This window comes from Rouxiella aceris (assembly GCF_012933545.1).
In the GTDB taxonomy this organism is placed as follows: Bacteria; Pseudomonadota; Gammaproteobacteria; order Enterobacterales; family Enterobacteriaceae; genus Rouxiella; species Rouxiella aceris.
The window spans coordinates 65,376-83,407 of sequence record NZ_JAADJU010000010.1 but is presented as its reverse complement, the minus strand read 5'-3'; the positions used below and the strand labels follow the sequence as shown (position 1 = coordinate 83,407).

Below are 18,032 nucleotides of genomic sequence, written 5' to 3'. Positions count from 1 at the left end.
GCAATAGCCTAAGTGTACCGCACTCTGCCATACACCCCAATCCATTGCGTGAAACAATATTTACCGCTATTCCTCGGCATTGACCTGTATCCCCTGTTTTTTCAACATGCCGCGCAATTGATGATAAGTCAGCCCCAGCAGATCGGCCGCCCGGCGTTGATTATATTTTGCCTGTCTTAGCGCCTGTTCAATTAGCGCCTTCTCCACGCTATTAAGCCAGTTTTTACTGTCTACCGGCAATGGCGGTAAAGCCAGACCCTGCAATGAAGAGGCTGGTGCTACGGCAAGAGCTGTGGTTTCACGACGAAATGGATTTAACACAATATGGTGCAAGGGATAATCGCTGTTGCCGTGGCGGTACATCGACCGTTCTACGACGTTTTTTAACTCCCTGACATTGCCCGGCCATTGATAGTCGAGCAGTGTCTGCCTGGCCTGCGGGGTAAAACCGGGAAATAACGGCAGCGAAAGCTCGCGGCACATTTGAATGGCGAAGTGTTCGGCCAATAACATGATGTCCTGCTGACGTTCGCGTAGCGGCGGTAACTGGATAACGTCGAATGCCAATCTGTCGAGCAGATCGGCGCGAAACTTGCCCGCTGCCGCCAGTGCAGGCAGATCGTCATTGGTGGCGCAGACTAGCCGCACATCCACCTGCAAAGGCTGGCTGCCGCCCACGCGCTCTAAATGACCATATTCAATGACTCGTAATAGTTTTTCTTGCACCAGCATCGGGGCGGTGGCCAATTCGTCGAGAAACAGGGTACCGCCATCGGCTCGCTCAAAACGTCCGAGATGGCGTTTTTGCGCGCCGGTAAAAGCCCCAGCCTCATGGCCAAACAGCTCTGAGTCGAGCAGGCTTTCGTTAAGAGCCGCGCAGTTGAGGGAAATAAAGGGGCCCTGCCAGCGGCCTGACAAATAATGTAAACGGTGGGCAATCAGCTCCTTGCCGGTACCGCGTTCGCCGGTAACCAATACCGGTTTATTGAGTCTGGCAAGTTGCGAGACCTGTTCCAAGACTTCAATAAATGAATTGGCTTCGCCGAGCAGATTATCTTTGTTGACGGTCATGGTGAAATTTACCAACCCTTGGTTAATTTAATCATTCTATTTTAAGCCTAGCAGAAGACGAAATAAAAAAGCTGTTTTTATTCAGCTGGATAATAAAAATTAAAAGTTGGCACGGGTCTTGAAATAGTCTCTGCAGTGCATACAGCGCGCAGCGTTATTCAGACGCTGTCACGCTAGCGTCGTGCCAGTAGTTATTCCGTGGCAGCAAGGTGCCGGGGCGCTGACTCCGCCAGCTGATCCAACGAGTAAAACAAGTTAAAGAGGAATCGTAAAAATGGGTATTTTTTCGCGTTTTGCCGACATTGTGAATGCCAATATCAATAACCTGCTGGATAAAGCCGAAGATCCACAAAAGCTGGTTCGTCTAATGATTCAGGAAATGGAAGACACGCTGGTGGAAGTTCGCTCCACGTCTGCCCGCGCCCTGGCAGAAAAAAAACAGCTCAAACGCCGTATTGAACAGGGCGAGGCGCAACAGCAAGAGTGGCAAGAAAAAGCCGAACTGGCATTGCGTAAAGATAAAGACGATTTGGCCCGGTCGGCACTGATCGAAAAACAAAAACTGGCGGAACTGGTCACCACATTAAAAAATGAAGTGGCCGCCGTAGAAGAAACGCTGGATCGTATGAAGTCGGAAATTGGTGAACTGGAAAGCAAACTGACCGAGACCCGCGCCCGTCAGCAGGCGTTAACCTTGCGTCACCAGGCGGCTTCTTCTTCACGCGATGTGCGTCGCCAGCTCGACAGCGGCAAACTCGATGAAGCCATGGCGCGTTTTGAGCAGTTTGAACGCCGTATAGATCATATGGAAGCCGAAGCGGAAACCGTTGGCATTGGTAAAAAGAAAAGCCTCGATCAGCAGTTTGCCGAATTGAAGGCCGATGATGAAATCAGCGCCCAGATCGCCGCGCTCAAAGCTAAAATGCAGGGCAATAAGGACGCCTGATAACAGGTTAGTCCTCACCTGCAATAAAATATCTTACAGGAGTTGCCATGAGCGTTCTTTTTTTAGCCATCCCGCTGACAATATTTGTGTTATTTGTCGCACCGATCTGGCTGTGGCTGCACTACAGCAATAGGTCACAAAATGGCAGTCAGTTGAGTCAACATGAACTGCAAAATTTACAGCAGCTCACCCGCGAAGCGCAGCGCATGCGCGAACGGATCCAGGCGCTGGAAGAGATCCTTGATGCTGAACATCCCGGCTGGAGGCAATCCTGATGTCAACGACACTGTCACAAAGAAAACTCTACCGCGTTCCGGAAGAGGGTGTGTTTAAAGGGGTTTGCGCCGGGCTGGCACACTATCTGGGCGTGCCGGTCAAACTGTTGCGACTGATTGTGGTGCTGTCGCTGTTTTTCGGGCTATTTATGTTTACCGTGGTGGGCTACTTCCTGTTGGCCTGGCTGCTGGAGCCGGTACCATCACAACGTTTTGATGATGAACAGGGGCCCTCGGCTCATGAACTGCTGGCCGAGGCCGACCGCCAACTACGCGCCAGTGAACTGCAATTAAGAGAGGTGGAGCGCTATGTCACCTCGGAAACCTTTGGCGTGCGCAGCCGCTTTCGCGCGCTGTAACTCGGTGCTTGCCTGTCTCCCGGCACCTGCTGTGGTTTAACCGGCTTTGATGCAAGAGGAGCGCGTTATGCATTATGCTTTACCGGCGGCAACGTCGACAAAAAGTGGTCTGCTAAAGCGGGCGACTAAATTGACCATCATGCTGTTATTAACCTTTGCACCGGCCGGGGTGGCTGCCCGTGTGCTGGCGATGCTGGGTAAGGGGCCGCTGCGCTTTATGTTGGCCCTTGTACTGGAGCCTTTGCTTAAAAGGCTATTAACCGCGCTATTTGGGCGCTATGCCAGGGAGAGCAATGAAAAGACTGCAAAATGAATTTACCTCAATGGTTAATCGGGGTTTGGACCGTCATTTACGTCTGGCCGTTACCGGCTTAAGCCGCAGCGGCAAAACGGCTTTTATCACCTCGCTGGTCAATCAATTGCTCAATGTTCACAGCGGCGCGCGTTTGCCGCTGTTTTCTGCCGTGCGTGAAGAACGTCTGCTGGGCATCAAGCGCGTTCCACAGCGGGATTTGGGGGTGTCGCGCTTTAGCTACGATGAGGGTATTGCCCAGCTCTATGGCTCGCCACCCTCCTGGCCGACACCCACTCGCGGGGTTAGCGAAATTCGCCTGGCGCTGCGTTTCCGCTCCCAAGATTCGCTGCTGCGTCATTTTAAAGATACCTCCACGCTTTTCCTGGAGATTGTCGACTATCCCGGCGAGTGGCTGCTGGATCTGCCAATGCTGGAACAGGATTATCTGCAATGGTCGTGGCAAATGGCAGCGCTGCTACAGGGAAAACGCGCTGAATGGGCGGCGCCCTGGCTGGCCCTGTGCCAACAGTGCGATCCGCTGGCCCCGGCAGACGAAAATCTGCTGGCTGCCATTGCCCAGGCCTATACCGATTATCTGCTGCGCTGCAAAGAAGAGGGGTTGCACTTTATTCAGCCCGGTCGCTTTGTGCTGCCAGGCGATCTTGCCGGCGCCCCTGCGCTACAGTTTTTCCCCTGGCCGAGGTTCCAGCATCTGAGCGATAGCCAGCTGGCGCAGGCCGATAAACACAGCAATCTCGGTATGCTGCGGCAACGCTTTGCTTATTACTGCGCCCATATTGTGAAGGGTTTTTATAAAGAGCATTTTGTCCGTTTTGATCGTCAGATTGTGCTGGTCGACTGCCTTTCGCCGCTAAACAGCGGACCGCAGGCGTTTAACGATATGCGCCTGGCGCTGACTCAACTGATGCAGAGTTTCCACTACGGTAAACGCACGCTATTTCGCCGCTTGTTTGCCCCCTGCATCGACAAATTGATGTTTGCCGCCAGCAAGGCCGATCATATTACCGGTGACCAGCATGCCAACCTGGTCTCTTTGTTGCAGCAACTGGTACAGGAGGCCTGGCGCAATGCAGCGTTTGAAGGCATCAGCATGGATTGTGCCGGTCTGGCGTCGATCCAGGCTACCGAAAGCGGACTGGTGGATTTTCAGGGGCAGGCGATCCCGGCTGTTAAAGGTAATCGGCTACAAGATGGCAAAGCGTTGACGGTTTACCCTGGCGAGGTGCCTGCCCGCCTGCCGGAAAATGACTTTTGGCAGCAGCAGGGGTTCCATTTTGACGCCTTTCGACCAAGGCAGATGCAGGTTGACGGACCCTTGCCCCATATCCGTATGGATGCCGTGATGGAGTTTTTATTGGGAGATAAAATGCGATGAGCGAGCCACTTAAACCGCGTATCGACTTTGAGCAAGGGATCGCCTCGCCGCCGGAGCCGACATTACGCGCCGCGCAGACCTTTGATGATCTTCAGGCCGAGCACTTTCTGGCGCTGCCACAACAGGACCCGGATCAACCTGAGGATGGACAGGCTGAGGCTGTTGTCAGCCGCGTACTTAAGCCGCGCCGCAGCCTGTGGAGTAAAATGGTGCGACTCGGTGCCGCCGTATTAACCCTGAGTGTTATCGGTCAGGGCATGCAGTGGTTGCATCAGGCCTGGCTGCAGCAGGATTGGGTGGCATTAGGGGCATGTACCGCCGGTGGCTTGATGATTCTGGCCGGGGCGGGATCGCTATTAACGGAATGGCGCCGCTTATATCGTCTGCGGCAACGGGCCGACGAGCGCGACATGGCCAGTGACTTATTGCATAGTCATGCGTTGGGGCAGGGACGGGCCTTTTGCGAAAAACTGGCGCGACAGGCCGGTCTCGATCAGGGACATCCGGCATTGCAGCGTTGGCAGGCATCGCTGCATGACACCCATAGCGACCGGGAAGTGGTCGCCCTTTATGCCCGTCTGGTGCAGCCGGTACTGGACAGCCAGGCCCGACGTGAAATCAGCCATTCTGCGGCGGAGTCTGCCTTGATGATCGCCGTCAGCCCTCTGGCGCTGGTAGATATGGCCTTTATCGCCTGGCGTAATCTGCGGTTGGTCAACCGTATTGCCAGCCTGTATGGCATTGAACTGGGCTATTACAGCCGCCTGCGCCTGTTTCGCCTGGTGCTGTTAAATATTGCTTTCGCTGGCGCTTCCGAACTGGTGCGTGAAGTGGGAATGGATTGGCTTTCGCAAGATTTGGCGGCAAGACTCTCCGCTCGCGCCGCACAGGGGATTGGCGCTGGATTACTGACCGCCCGTCTGGGAATTAAAACCATGGAGCTTTGTCGCCCTTTGCCCTGGCTGGAAGGGGATAAACCGCGTCTTGGCGATTTTCGCCGCGAACTGATTGGCAGGCTAAAAACCACGTTAAGCAAAGGCAATAAACCCGCTTGATAATGGCTGGCGAAGGACTACAAGCAGATTACTGGCGAAGCCGGTATTCAGGGAGAGATCAACCTTGGGTTTGGGCTTGACCACCGTAGCGTCCCGTGGTGGGTTGTGCGCGGTTATCTCGATAATCGAATAAATGGGTTATTAAACTAAAATGGCCCTCACCGAAGTGAGGGCCATGGGCAACTAAATTCCTGTGACACATTGACGATTAGGTATTTAGCCAGTTAGAAGCTTTGTCTAACGAGTTATTAATTTGACCGTTAGCTTTGTTGATAGCGTTACTGATATCGCCTAGTGTGTCGTTGGCGTTATCCTGGAAGCGGTTCACTAAATCTGACAGACCCGCACCATTTACCATTTCGATATCTTGCTCAGTTAACTGTTTCATATTAATCGTCCTCATATTTGTTTCACATAGTCTCATTTATGAGCGGCATTAGGATTATCCAGAAACATTATCCTTAAGGAAATCCTAATACGCTTCTAGCCTAGTTCAATCGCGTTGCGAAAAAAACCGCTGGTGGGGTTTTATTTTCTAAAAAATAGTATCTTATTGTTTTTACTTGTGATTTATTTTTTAATATTAGGAATATTCTATTTAAATGGCGTTTTTATATGTCCGGCAGGGCATTTTTTGATATTTTACGGCGGGCGGTAACCTTGTGGTTTATATTGTTATATCGTTATGCGGAAATATGCTTTGGCAAAATTAATAAGTGTTTTTGTGTTTGTTATACTGGTTTTCTTTAAGATTATTCGTGGTTGAAAACATTTCAAAGCCTCACTATCTTTCATTGATTAATATTTTGAGGTTCAATGACATGCATATTGAGGTTTGCGGCTATGCTCTTTCGTAAAGAGGTCAATGAGCATCAAAAAAATCAGTGGGCAGGGAAGGCCTTGCTGCTTGCCGGATGGCCGCTATGGGCAGTGATTAGCCTGAGCAGCTGTTTTATTATCGCCTTATTGGCTTTTTTGATCTTCAGTCAATATACCCGGCGCATTAACGTTAGCGGAGAAGTGATCACTCAGCCCCATAGCGTCAATTTATTTAGCCCGGAACAGGGGGTGATTACCCATCTCTATGTTAATAGCAATCAAATCGTCAATAAGGGACAACCGCTATATGAAGTAGATGTCGGTAGAGTGACTCGCTCCGGCAGCGTCAGCACCACCACACTGGGTGCTATTGAAAAACAGCGTGCGCAGATTGATGCCATTATTGCCCAGCTTGAAAACAACAAACGTGCCACCTTGCAAAATTTGCAGCAACAGCTGGAACAGTATCAGCAGGCCCATGAAAAAACCCAGGCGATGGTCGACTCCTCGCAGCAGGGACTGGATGCGATGCGCCAGAGTATGGATTCCTATAAAAAGTATCAAAGTCGCGGCCTGATTAATTCTGATCAGCTTAATAATCAGCGTTACCTGTTTTATCAACAGCAAGGCGCTTTTCAGAGTCTGAACACCCAGGCGATTCAGGAAACGCTGCAAATCACCAATTTGCGCAGTGAACTGGTTACCCGGGCCGCAGAGTTTGATAATCAGATATCGCAATACGGCTACCAGCGTAACGATCTTGAGCGTCAATTGGCCCAGGCAGATGCCAAAGGCAGTTTGTTAATCACCGCGCCTACGGACGGGAAAATTTCCTCACTGAGCGTTACGCCGGGGCAGATGGTTAATGCCGGTGATAGCCTGGCGCAACTTGTACCTGCCAAAGATTCGAATTTCTATCTGGTTGCCTGGCTGCCCAACAATAGCGTGCCTTACGTCAAGCCGGGCGGTGAGATCAATATCCGCTATGCGGCTTTCCCCTATGAAAAATATGGGCAGTTCCCCGGTAAGATCGTTTCCATCTCCTCAGCTGCCGTGGCCGAAAAGGAGTTGGCCTCTTATGACAGCGCGCCAAAGGATAGTCATGGCGCGGTGAGCGGCCCCTACTTTAAGGTGATTGTCGCCCTGGATCAAAACAGCATGCAATGGCATGGCGAACACTTGTCATTATCCAGCGGTATGCAGGCGGAATCGACCCTGTTCCTTGAGCGACGCCCACTGTATCAGTGGATGCTCTCACCCTATTACAGTATGAAAAAAAGCGTGGTGGGCCCGATAAATGAATCCAGATAACCTGCGTGGTCTGGCTGACCGCCTGCATTTTAATTTACGTAAAAAAGTCCCCCAGGTGATCCAGACCGAAGCGGCGGAATGTGGCCTGGCCTCACTGGCCATGGTGTGCGGTTATTATGGCAAACATGTTGATTTACTCAGTCTGCGTCAGCAGTTTGGTATCTCCTCTCGTGGGGCCACGTTACGTTCATTAATGGATATTGCCCGCGCCAATGAGCTGCAATCGCGGGCACTAAAACTCGATATTGATGAGCTCAAATCGTTAAAACTGCCCTGTATCTTGCATTGGGATCTCAATCACTTTGTGGTGTTGGTCGCGGTAAAGGGCAGTGGCGTGGTGATCCATGACCCAGCCTTTGGTCGCCGTTCGCTTGGCATGCATGAAGTCTCGGACCACTTCACCGGTGTGGCGCTTGAGCTGTGGCCAGACGCCGAGTTCAAGGCGCAAAAGCCCAAAGTTCGCCTTAATCTGCGCACACTGATGGGCAATGTCGACGGACTCTTTGCCACGCTGGCAAAAATTTTCTGTTTTTCCATTATGATTGAGTCGGTCAATTTGCTATTGCCGGTAGGCTTGCAACTGGTGATGGACCATGTGATCCCGGCCAAGGATGCGGACTTGCTGACCCTGATCTGTCTTGGTTTGCTATTTTTTATTATTTTTCGCACCGGCGTCAGTATGGTTCGCGCCTGGAGCTCGCTGGTGATGAGCACTCTTATCGACGTACAGTGGAAAGCACGGCTGTTTGACCACCTGCTGAAGCTGCCGCTCGATTATTTTGAAAAGCGCAAATTGGGAGATATTCAATCGCGCTTTACCTCACTCGATACCCTGCGGACCACTTTAACCAGCAATGTGGTCAACAGCATTATTGATGGCATCATGTCCATTGGCCTGATTGTGATGATGGTATTGTACGGAGGTTGGTTAATCTGGGTGATTTTGGCATTTACCGCGCTGTATATCCTCTTTCGTCTAACCACCTACCAGGCTTATCTACAGGTTTCGGAAGAGCAGATCGTCAAGCAGGCCCGTGCCGGGTCGCATTTTATGGAAACGCTGTATGGCATCAGTACCCTAAAGGCGCTGGGATTATCCTCGGCGAGAGCTAATTTCTGGCTGAATATGAATGTTGACAGCGCCAATGCAACGGTAAGAAAAACCCGCTTTGATCTGATGTTCAGCGGCGGTAATACCCTGATTGCCACCCTCGATCAGATCCTGTTGCTATGGCTGGGGGCGACCCAGGTGATTGATGGTCATATGACGCTGGGGATGTTTGTGGCCTTTAACACTTATCGCGGCCAATTTTCCGAGCGGGCGGCCAATCTGCTGAATATGGCGCTGCAGCTACGCATGTTGTCATTACATATTTCGCGCATTGCCGACGTGGCGCTGACGGAAACCGAGAAAACCCTGCCGCAGCGTGCCTTGGTGCCCACCGGACAGCCAGCCTCACTTGAAGTAAAAGATCTCTATTTCCAATATGACAACTTATCGACACCGATTATCGCCGGCCTGGCATTAAAAGTCGCCGCTGGCGAGAGCGTCGCCATCACCGGGCCTTCGGGCCAGGGAAAAACCACGTTGATGAAGATCATGACCGGGCTGCTGTCGCCCGCCGAGGGGCGGATTTTGATTAACGGTATGGATATTAATACTGCCGGGCTTAACAACTATCGCGCCTGCATTGCCTGCGTACTGCAGGACGATACATTGTTCGCCGGATCGATTGCGGAAAATATTGCCAGTTTTGATCAGCAAAAGGATATTGAGCGCATTTATGATTGCGCCAGGCGTTGCAATATTCATGAGGATATCCAGCGCATGCCAATGGGCTATGAAACGCTGATCAGCGAACTGGGGGGCAGTCTTTCGGGGGGCCAAAAACAGCGTCTGTTAATCGCCCGGGCGCTCTATCGGCAGCCGAGCATTCTGTTTCTGGATGAAGCAACTAGCCATCTGGATCTTGAGAATGAAACGCGCATTAACCAGGCCATTGCCGAACTGGCTATCACCCGCATATTTATCGCTCATCGGCCATCGACCATTGCATCAGCGGACAGAGTGATTGAATTGGGGGGATAAAGTGTATCCAGATTGGGTAATACAGGAAGTAAAGCAAGATGGTGGTGGGGGAAGGATTCGAACCTTCGAAGTCGATGACGGCAGATTTACAGTCTGCTCCCTTTGGCCGCTCGGGAACCCCACCACGAAATTCGTGGATTTCGAATTATATACTCGGTAATCACTTGCCGCCTGGCTGTTGCGGTAAGCGGGGCGCATCATATCAAATGAAACGCTGCTGTAAAGCCTTGAAACAGAGAAAATAGTTTGATTGCCGTTTTTTTGTGCTCGGGGGCGTTTTACTGAACGAAAACGCCCCCTGACGATTATAAAATAACCGTACGATTACCGTAGACAAACACCCGCTGGGCCAGCACTTTATATATGGCGCGGCTAAGCACGTTTTTTTCCACATCCCGTCCAGCACGCATCATATCGTCGGCCGTGTAGGTATGGTCAACGTTGATCACGTCCTGCATGATGATTGGGCCTTCATCCAGACTGTCGTTTACATAGTGCGCCGTAGCGCCGATGATTTTGACCCCGCGCTCGTAGGCCTGATGGTAAGGACGCGCACCAATAAATGCTGGCAGGAACGAATGGTGAATATTAATCACCTGATGCGGATAATGTTGCACAAACCCCGGCGTTAACACGCGCATATACTTGGCCAACACCACGTAATCCGGCTGATACTGGTCAATCTGTGCCATCATGGCAGCGTCGTGCTGTTCGCGCGTCAGGCCTTCATGGCTGACCAGATGGAACGGAATATCAAAACGTTCTACCAGGGTTTGCAGCGTTTCGTGGTTGCCGATAACCGCGGCGATTTCAACGTCTAAGCCACCGTAAGCCGCTTTCATCAACAGGTCACCGAGGCAGTGCGCCTCTTTGGTCACCAAAATCACAATGCGTCGACGACCGGTACTTTGCAGTTCACGAATAGAACCTTTTGGCAAGGCGCTGTCGAGATCGGCTAATAAGGTGCTGTCATTGAAAATGCCTTCGAGTTCGGTACGCATAAAAAAACGTCCGGTACGATGATCAACATACTCATTGTTTTGCACGATATTCAGTTCATGCTTGTAACAAATATTGGTGATTTTGGCGATCAGCCCCTTCGCATCAGGGCATATCGTGCGTAAAACTTTGGTTTGTACATTCAGTTGTGACATTAGGGGCAAAATCCTGTCTTCCCTTATTTTTCTCGTTGCCGCCGGGCGTATCACCCGTTCATCACCGTATCGCCTGCGGGGTGAACGTCTTGCCTGACTGCTCGTAAAATTTTTCGGGGTAAAGTTAATTATGGGTCTCAATGATTGGCGCACATTATGCCGACTTATCTGGCACAGCACTTCTTATATTTTTTGCCTGAACCGCAGGGACAGGGGTCATTTCTGCCCACCTGCGGTGTAACGCCATCAATATAATACCAGTGTTCTTTTATCCGAAGAAAGCGCGAACGTTCGTGGATCATTACCGTCTCGGGATTATCCTGGTCGCGATAGCGGGCGGCAAACTCCACAAAGCCTTCATTGGGATCTTTTCCGGCTTGCGTGGTGATAATCTGTAGGCCCAACCAACTGGTGGTCGCGAAACCGGCCAGCAGCGCCTGGCGAAATTCAGACGCATTGCAGTCGGCATGCCAGCTGGCAATAAGGTAATCTGCATTGCCGGTAACATAGGCACTGTAGCGCGAACGCATTAATGCTTCCGGTGTTGCCGCCGGGTGCGTCCCGGTGATCGCCGGTTGGCAACACTGTTCAAAGTCGATCCCGCTGCCACAAGGGCATAGATTTTTCACATTAACTCCGCAGTCTGGCTACGCGTAGCCTGCACTATTGAATGCTCCAGTGGGATATGTTACCTAACAACGTCACCGGGTGACAACGCGCAAACAACGTTCAGCATGCGTTTATCGCGCCGAGATAGGAATAATAATGACACCACAGTTGAAAATTGGCTTGGCTCTGGGTTCTGGAGCCGCAAAGGGTTGGGCGCATATTGGCGTTATTAATGCGCTACATGATATGGGTATTGATGTTGATATTGTCGCCGGTTGTTCAGTGGGGGCGCTGGTGGGTGCAGCCTATGCCAGCGGTCGCCTGCCGGTGATGGAGGCCTGGGTCAGGTCTTTTAGCTACTGGGATGTGCTGCGATTGATGGATTTTTCCTGGCAACGAGGCGGATTGTTACGCGGCGAGAAGGTGTTTAATGCCGTCTCGCAGCTGTTGAAAATTGACGATTTTGCGCAGTGTCAGCGCAAGTTTGGTACGGTAACCACCAACCTCAGTACCGGCAGAGAGCTGTGGCTGACCAAAGGGGATATCAACCAGGCGCTGCGCGCTTCCTGTAGCATGCCGGGCTTGCTGGCCCCGGTATGGTTTAACGGTTACTGGCTGGTGGACGGTGCGGTGGTCAATCCGGTGCCGGTATCACTGACGCGCGCGCTTGGCGCGGATGTGGTTATCGCCGTCGATCTGCATCATGACGCGCATCTGGTGCAGCAAGACCTGCTGTCGGTACAGGCCGACCCCGCCAACCTCAAGGATACCAAAGAGGTCAACTGGCGTGACAAAATCCGTCAGAAACTTTCCCGCCCACTGGCGCAGCATAATAGCCAGACGCCAACGGCGATGGAAATTATGTCGACTTCAATACAGGTGCTGGAGAATCGCCTGAAACGTTATCGCATGGCGGGCGATCCGCCGGACGTGATCGTGCAACCTTATTGCCCGCAGATCTCTACCCTTGATTTTCATCGTGCTGAAGAAGCGATAGAAGCCGGGCGATTAGCGGTTGAAAAGCAGAGAGATCAACTGTTACCGCTGGTTAAAAACAATCAGTTCTGAACGGTTTAGCAACATTCATCCCTGATTATGGTAATTCTGATGGGCAAAGAAGCTCATTATAGGCCACTATTAGGGGTAATAAATCCTGGGAGGCCCTGATGGACAAGCCACTTACAAGCAAGCATATCCTGATCGTCGAAGACGAAGCCGTTTTCCGGTCGGTACTTGCGGGTTTCGTGAGTTCACTGGGTGCAACCTTCACCGAAGCGGTCAATGGCCTCGAAGCTCTGACCCTGGTTGAAACCTTTCCGCCGGATTTGATCCTTTGCGACCTGGTGATGCCAGAAATGGGCGGTATCGAGTTTGTGGAGCATCTGCGTTTGCAGGGTAATAAAATACCGGTATTGGTTATTTCGGCCACCGACAAAATGACTGATGTTGCCACCATGCTGCGTCTGGGCGTTGAAGACGTGCTGCTAAAACCGGTCAACGATCTTAATCGACTCAGAGAAGCGCTGTTAACCTGCCTTTATCCCAAGCTTTTTACTTCGCAGGCCATGGAGAAGAGCGATCTTATCCAGGACTGGGAAGCGCTGTGCCGCAACCCCCACGAAGCAGCCAGGCTGTTGCAGGAGTTGCAGCCGCCGGTGCAACAAAATTTGGCCCATTGTCGTATCAACTACCGGCAGCTGACCATGGCGCAAAATGCTGGCCTGGTGCTGGATATTGCCGCCTTGTCTCCCAAGGACCTGGGTTTTTACTGCCTTGATGTGACCCGCGCCAACGAAAATGGCGTTTTGGCGGCACTGTTACTGCGCGCTATTTTTAATGGGCTTTTGCGCGAGCATTTAAGCAACCAGAATCAGCGTTTACCGCAAATGTCGACCTTGCTTAAAGAGATTAACCTGCTGTTTAAACAGGCACGTCTCGAAGGACAGTTCCCCTTGTTGATGGGGTACTACAACGCCGAGCAGAAAAATCTTATTCTGGTTTCTGCCGGCTTGCATGCCAATATCAATACCGGTTCCAGCCAGATCCAACTGAGCAATGGGGTGCCGCTGGGTACACTGGGCTCATCCTATTCCAATCAAATCAGCCAGCGTTGTGAAGCCTGGCAATGTCAGGTCTGGGGGGCAGGAGGGCGCCTTAGATTAATGCTATCGGCGGAATAAACATTTGCCGTATAACGGTTGGATCCTCTTCGACGGTGGCTAAGCCTATTTAGCTATTGTTTTATATGTCTATTTATTTCAGATAAATCCCAGACGTTATTCCATGTCAGCCGAATGATCTGAGGCGCTAAACCCTTTTAAACTGCTATACTGCGGCCCAATAATTAACTTCGCCCTGTAGCTGGCTGTCAGGGACGCGGCTGTATTGGCGAATAGCTTGATAGTCCTATAAATTTTCGATATTGGGGAGATCCTAATGAAAGTAACCGTTTTTGGCATTGGCTATGTTGGTTTGGTGCAGGCGGCAGTGTTAGCGGAAGTTGGACATGAAGTGCTGTGCATTGATGTTGACGCTAAAAAAGTTGAGAACTTGAAAAATGGACAAATCCCGATTTTTGAACCGGGTCTTACCCCACTTGTTCAGGAAAACTTTGCCTCAGGTCGTCTGATGTTCAGTACCAATGCCGAAGAAGGCGTTGCGCATGCCCAGGTGCAATTTATTGCCGTAGGGACACCGCCAGACGAAGACGGTTCTGCGGATTTGAAATACGTCACCGCTGTTGCCCGCACTATTGCGCAGTATATGACCGAACATAAGATCGTAATTGATAAATCCACCGTTCCTGTTGGTACGGCAGATAAAGTGCGTCAGGTGATGAATGAGACCCTGGCCAAGCGCAATCTTTCGCTGCCTTTCGAAGTCATTTCCAATCCCGAGTTTTTAAAAGAAGGTGCGGCAGTAGCCGACTGTATGCGTCCTGAACGTATTGTGATTGGTACCGATAACCCTGATGGTATCGAGCCGATCCGTGAGCTGTATGAGCCTTTCAATCGTAACCACGACCGGATGATCCTGATGGATATCCGCAGTGCCGAACTGACAAAATATGCCGCGAACTGCATGTTGGCGACCAAAATCAGTTTTATGAATGAAATGTCAAATCTGGCCGAAATGCTCGGTGCCGATATTGAAAAAGTTCGTCAGGGTATTGGTTCGGATCAACGTATCGGTTACCACTTTATTTATCCTGGTTGTGGATATGGCGGTTCATGTTTTCCGAAAGACGTTCAGGCCCTGATCCGTACCTCTGAACAAATCGGTTACCAGCCTAAATTGCTGCAGGCGGTTGAGCAGGTCAATGCCCAGCAAAAATATAAATTGCCATCTTTTGTTGAACGGCATTTTGGCCAAAATTTGGCAGGTAAAACATTTGCGCTTTGGGGGCTGTCATTTAAACCTAATACTGATGATATGCGTGAAGCTTCCAGCCGGGTGTTAATGGATCAACTTTGGGCCGCTGGCGCCAAGGTGAAAGCTTATGATCCGGAAGCGATGAATGAAGCGCAGCGCATTTATGGTCCTCGCGATGATTTAGAACTTATGGGCACCAAAGAAGCTGCATTACAGGGTGCCGATGCGTTGATTATTTGCACCGAGTGGAAGAATTTCCGCGCGCCTGATTTTGATTTGATGAAAAGCACACTGAAAAATCCTGTTATTTTTGATGGCCGCAATTTGTATGACCCGGAGCGTCTGGAAAAGCGGGGCTTCACCTATTATGCTATCGGGCGCGGTGCTTCCGTGAAGCCAGTACTGTAAAGGAGAAAATATGACTTATTTAGTGACAGGTGCTGCGGGATTCATCGGTTATTACGCTTGCCTGCGCTTACTGGCCGAAGGACATCAGGTAGTCGGACTGGATAACCTTAATGATTACTACGATGTAAATTTGAAGTTGGCGCGCGTCGCGCAACTTGAGAGTAAACCGGGTTTCCGCTTTGTCAAAATGGATCTGGCGGATCGTTCAGGTATGGCAGCACTGTTTGTCGAGAATAAGTTTGAGCGCGTGATTCATTTAGGCGCTCAGGCCGGCGTACGCTATTCAATTGATAATCCGTTGGCTTATATTGATGCTAATTTAGTCGGTTTTGTAAACGTGCTGGAAGGGTGTCGCCATAATAAGGTGCAACATTTACTTTATGCGTCTTCCAGTTCCGTCTACGGAATGAACCATAAGCAGCCTTTCGCCACCGGGGATAATGTTGACCATCCCATCTCCCTTTACGCGGCAACCAAAAAAGCCAATGAGTTGATGGCTCACACCTATTCTCATCTTTATGGCCTGCCTACTACCGGGATGCGGTTCTTTACGGTCTATGGCCCCTGGGGGCGTCCTGATATGGCATTGTTCAAGTTCACCCGTGCCATGCTCGCCAATGAAAATATCGATGTATATAATCGCGGTGAAATGTGCCGTGATTTTACTTATATTGACGATGTTGCCGAAGCAATTATGCGTTTGAAAGACATTATTCCGCAGCCTAATCCTGATTGGACGGTGGAGACAGGGGATGCGTCAGCCAGCTCTGCGCCCTATATCCTCTACAATGTCGGTAACAGCAATCCGGTGCAACTAATGGACTATATTAAGGCACTGGAGATTGCGCTCGGCATTGAGGCGAAGAAAAACATGCTGCCTGTTCAGCCCGGCGATGTGCTTGAAACCAGCTCGGACAGCATGCCGTTATATAACGCCACAGGTTTTAAACCGCAGACATCTGTGCTGCAGGGAGTAAAAAGCTTTGTGGATTGGTATAAGGATTTTTATCGCTGTTAATGGCCGGCATGCATAAATCTGGTGAATAAAATAGAGGCTGCGCTTGCAGCCTTTTTTTTACGCGCAGGGTGGGGTGATAGCGCGTAAATGGTTAATTATTGTTCAGCACATGCAATAAAAAAACCACCGCTTGCGCAGTGGTTTTGAAGCATTATCTTGAGACTGGGATACAGCCGATAAAACTTACAGCAAGAAATCATCCAGCTGTTTGCCTTCTTCTTCGATAGCTTTCTTGATTACTGCTGGAGTACGGCCCTGGCCAGTCCAGGTTTTGCTTTCGCCATTCTCATCGATGTATTTGTATTTAGCAGGACGAGCAGCGCGTTTGGTTTTGCCCGTTGCTTTGGTTGCTGCCATTGTTTGCAGCAATTCATTTGGATCGATACCGTCTGCAATCAGCATTTCACGGTATTGTTGCAGTTTACGAGTGCGTTCTTCAATTTCCGCTGCAGCCTGGGAATCTTCTTCGCGGCGCTCATTAACAACAACTTCTAATTTCTCAAGCATCTCTACAAGAGTTTCCAGAGTACATTCACGAGCCTGGGCGCGGAGAGTACGGATGTTGTTCAGAATTTTTAATGCTTCGCTCATTATACTAGTCTCAATTTATATTGGTGGGGGGCGTTGCGCTAATAATAGAATGCTCTTCTGTATTCTGCAATAGCGAATTTGTTATGTTGACCGGAATTTACCATTTATAACCGATAATATTTGTCTGGCAAAAATATAACCCGGATTAAACGGTCTATTAATCTTAGGGCTATAAGGCAAATTGATGAGCCTTTTGTGCGGTGTATCCCACTCGGCAAATCGTTCCTTTTATAACCTTGGTCTGCCTGGAGACTATATCAATAGCCATCGCGTATATGTGATGGCCTACTGATACAGATAAGATTCTACCCCGCTTTAGCAATATGTGCGCCAGCGGCGATTACCCCCTGGCAGGCACCCATCGAGTTTATAAGAGGCTAAAAATACTTCAATACTTAATAATTGATTTTCTCACCAGGTTTTATGTGAGCTGACGCGGATTTCGATCGTTACTTTAACTAATTAGGATGAAGAGTAATGGCAATAACTGTTTGTAAGTATCTGTGATTTTCTTAACACATTATTGATGTGCTCATCCTCTCGCGATGGTGCCTGGAGCATGCCAATAGACGCCAAGCCTGTGATACAATTGAAACTATCAAATCTTATCGGAATTCTTTATACAGTGGAGTTGCGGGCTCATGGCTCAACTTTATTTTTATTATTCAGCGATGAACGCTGGAAAATCTACATCCTTGTTACAATCTTCTTATAATTACCAGGAACGGGGGATGCGCACGCTGGTACTTACTGCTGCCATCGATCACCGCTTTGGCGTCGGCAAGGTCAGTTCACGTATAGGCTTGACCTCACAGGCCGAGCTTTACAATGAAGAAACCGACTTGCTTAGCCTGATCGGCGAAGAACACCGTGCGCAAACGCTGCACTGCGTGTTGATTGATGAAAGCCAATTCCTTACCCGGGTTCAGGTGGAGCAATTGACTGACGTGGTCGACAGGCTCGATATTCCGGTATTGTGCTATGGGTTACGCACGGACTTTCGCGGCGAGTTGTTTGTGGGCAGCCAATATCTGCTGGCGTGGGCCGATAAGCTGGTTGAGCTTAAAACCATCTGCCATTGCGGCCGTAAAGCAAACCAGACCCTTAGGCTGGATGAGCAGGGCAAAGCCCTTCACGATGGTGCACAGGTCGTTATAGGTGGTAATGAGCGTTACGTTTCCGTCTGTCGCAAGCATTACAAAGAAGCCATGACCAGGTAAATCACCTTTTACACCGGCCTGATAAGCATCGCATTATTTTATAT

At 50.3% G+C, this 18,032-nt stretch carries 18 protein-coding genes and 1 tRNA gene; 13 read left to right on the top strand and 6 right to left on the bottom strand.

All coding sequences use genetic code 11. The features are described 5' to 3' along the window. Positions 1 to 66: 66 nt before the first annotated feature. Positions 67 to 1,071, bottom strand: a complete 1,005-nt coding sequence (gene pspF / locus GW590_RS18100; protein ID WP_169404483.1) for a phage shock protein operon transcriptional activator — start codon at positions 1,069 to 1,071, stop codon at positions 67 to 69. Positions 1,072 to 1,345: 274 nt separating this feature from the next. Here pspF and pspA point away from each other — a divergent pair, with 274 nt between their 5' ends. The 6 genes from pspA (at position 1,346) to GW590_RS18070 (ending at position 5,397) form a co-directional block, all read left to right on the top strand. Next, entirely contained in the window at positions 1,346 to 2,017 is a 672-nt protein-coding gene (gene pspA, locus GW590_RS18095) for a phage shock protein PspA (RefSeq protein ID WP_169404482.1), read from the top strand. Positions 2,018 to 2,064: 47 nt separating this feature from the next. Beyond that, the gene (pspB, locus tag GW590_RS18090) at positions 2,065 to 2,292 is read left to right on the top strand and encodes an envelope stress response membrane protein PspB (RefSeq protein ID WP_169404481.1); all 228 of its coding nucleotides are present in this window, start codon (positions 2,065 to 2,067) and stop codon (positions 2,290 to 2,292) included. Next, positions 2,292 to 2,651, top strand: coding sequence for an envelope stress response membrane protein PspC (gene pspC / locus GW590_RS18085; protein WP_169404480.1), 360 nt, complete (start codon positions 2,292 to 2,294; stop codon positions 2,649 to 2,651). Before pspB ends, pspC begins: the two co-directional genes overlap by 1 nt. 67 nt (positions 2,652 to 2,718) lie before the next feature. Further along, positions 2,719 to 2,964, top strand: coding sequence for a phage shock protein PspD (locus GW590_RS18080; RefSeq protein WP_169404479.1), 246 nt, complete (start codon positions 2,719 to 2,721; stop codon positions 2,962 to 2,964). Continuing rightward, complete coding sequence (locus tag GW590_RS18075) at positions 2,945 to 4,342, top strand: YcjX family GTP-binding protein (RefSeq protein WP_169404478.1); 1,398 nt, start codon at positions 2,945 to 2,947, stop codon at positions 4,340 to 4,342. Before GW590_RS18080 ends, GW590_RS18075 begins: the two co-directional genes overlap by 20 nt. Then, complete coding sequence (locus tag GW590_RS18070) at positions 4,339 to 5,397, top strand: TIGR01620 family protein (RefSeq protein ID WP_169404477.1); 1,059 nt, start codon at positions 4,339 to 4,341, stop codon at positions 5,395 to 5,397. Before GW590_RS18075 ends, GW590_RS18070 begins: the two co-directional genes overlap by 4 nt. A gap of 208 nt (positions 5,398 to 5,605) precedes the next feature. Here the strand turns inward: GW590_RS18070 and GW590_RS18065 are convergent, their stop codons facing one another. Next, positions 5,606 to 5,785 (bottom strand): chemotaxis protein, encoded by a 180-nt coding sequence (locus GW590_RS18065; protein WP_169404476.1) that lies wholly within the window; start codon positions 5,783 to 5,785, stop codon positions 5,606 to 5,608. A 455-nt stretch (positions 5,786 to 6,240) separates the two neighbouring features. Between GW590_RS18065 and GW590_RS18060 the strand changes: the two genes are divergently transcribed. Both GW590_RS18060 and GW590_RS18055 read left to right on the top strand, forming a co-directional pair. Beyond that, positions 6,241 to 7,527, top strand: a complete 1,287-nt coding sequence (locus GW590_RS18060) for an HlyD family secretion protein (RefSeq protein WP_169404475.1) — start codon at positions 6,241 to 6,243, stop codon at positions 7,525 to 7,527. Next, complete coding sequence (locus GW590_RS18055) at positions 7,514 to 9,616, top strand: peptidase domain-containing ABC transporter (RefSeq protein ID WP_169404474.1); 2,103 nt, start codon at positions 7,514 to 7,516, stop codon at positions 9,614 to 9,616. The genes GW590_RS18060 and GW590_RS18055 overlap by 14 nt, the downstream gene beginning before the upstream one ends. Before the next feature lie 39 nt (positions 9,617 to 9,655). Here the strand turns inward: GW590_RS18055 and GW590_RS18050 are convergent. From GW590_RS18050 to GW590_RS18040, 3 genes are all read right to left on the bottom strand, one after another. After that, positions 9,656 to 9,740 (bottom strand) — tRNA-Tyr (locus tag GW590_RS18050). A gap of 181 nt (positions 9,741 to 9,921) precedes the next feature. Next, positions 9,922 to 10,770 (bottom strand): formyltetrahydrofolate deformylase, encoded by an 849-nt coding sequence (purU, locus tag GW590_RS18045; RefSeq protein WP_169404473.1) that lies wholly within the window; start codon positions 10,768 to 10,770, stop codon positions 9,922 to 9,924. A 164-nt stretch (positions 10,771 to 10,934) separates the two neighbouring features. Next, positions 10,935 to 11,399 carry a YchJ family protein gene (locus tag GW590_RS18040; protein ID WP_169404472.1) on the bottom strand — a complete coding sequence of 155 codons (465 nt, stop codon included), beginning with the start codon at positions 11,397 to 11,399 and terminating at the stop codon, positions 10,935 to 10,937. A 136-nt stretch (positions 11,400 to 11,535) separates the two neighbouring features. Here GW590_RS18040 and rssA point away from each other — a divergent pair, with 136 nt between their 5' ends. The 4 genes from rssA to GW590_RS18020 all read left to right on the top strand — a co-directional run bounded on the left by rssA (position 11,536) and on the right by GW590_RS18020 (position 16,177). After that, positions 11,536 to 12,447 (top strand): patatin-like phospholipase RssA, encoded by a 912-nt coding sequence (rssA, locus tag GW590_RS18035; RefSeq protein ID WP_169404471.1) that lies wholly within the window; start codon positions 11,536 to 11,538, stop codon positions 12,445 to 12,447. A 98-nt stretch (positions 12,448 to 12,545) separates the two neighbouring features. Continuing rightward, entirely contained in the window at positions 12,546 to 13,559 is a 1,014-nt protein-coding gene (gene rssB, locus GW590_RS18030; protein ID WP_169404470.1) for a two-component system response regulator RssB, read from the top strand. Between the two features lie 256 nt (positions 13,560 to 13,815). Next, entirely contained in the window at positions 13,816 to 15,159 is a 1,344-nt protein-coding gene (locus GW590_RS18025) for a UDP-glucose dehydrogenase family protein (protein ID WP_169404469.1), read from the top strand. Between the two features lie 10 nt (positions 15,160 to 15,169). Beyond that, positions 15,170 to 16,177 (top strand): NAD-dependent epimerase, encoded by a 1,008-nt coding sequence (locus tag GW590_RS18020; RefSeq protein WP_169404468.1) that lies wholly within the window; start codon positions 15,170 to 15,172, stop codon positions 16,175 to 16,177. A gap of 183 nt (positions 16,178 to 16,360) precedes the next feature. Here the strand turns inward: GW590_RS18020 and hns are convergent, their stop codons facing one another. Continuing rightward, entirely contained in the window at positions 16,361 to 16,768 is a 408-nt protein-coding gene (hns, locus tag GW590_RS18015; protein ID WP_169404467.1) for a histone-like nucleoid-structuring protein H-NS, read from the bottom strand. 641 nt (positions 16,769 to 17,409) lie between these two features. Between hns and GW590_RS18010 the strand changes: the two genes are divergently transcribed. Next, positions 17,410 to 17,988 (top strand): thymidine kinase, encoded by a 579-nt coding sequence (locus GW590_RS18010; protein WP_169404466.1) that lies wholly within the window; start codon positions 17,410 to 17,412, stop codon positions 17,986 to 17,988. The last annotated feature ends 44 nt before the right edge of the window (positions 17,989 to 18,032 follow it).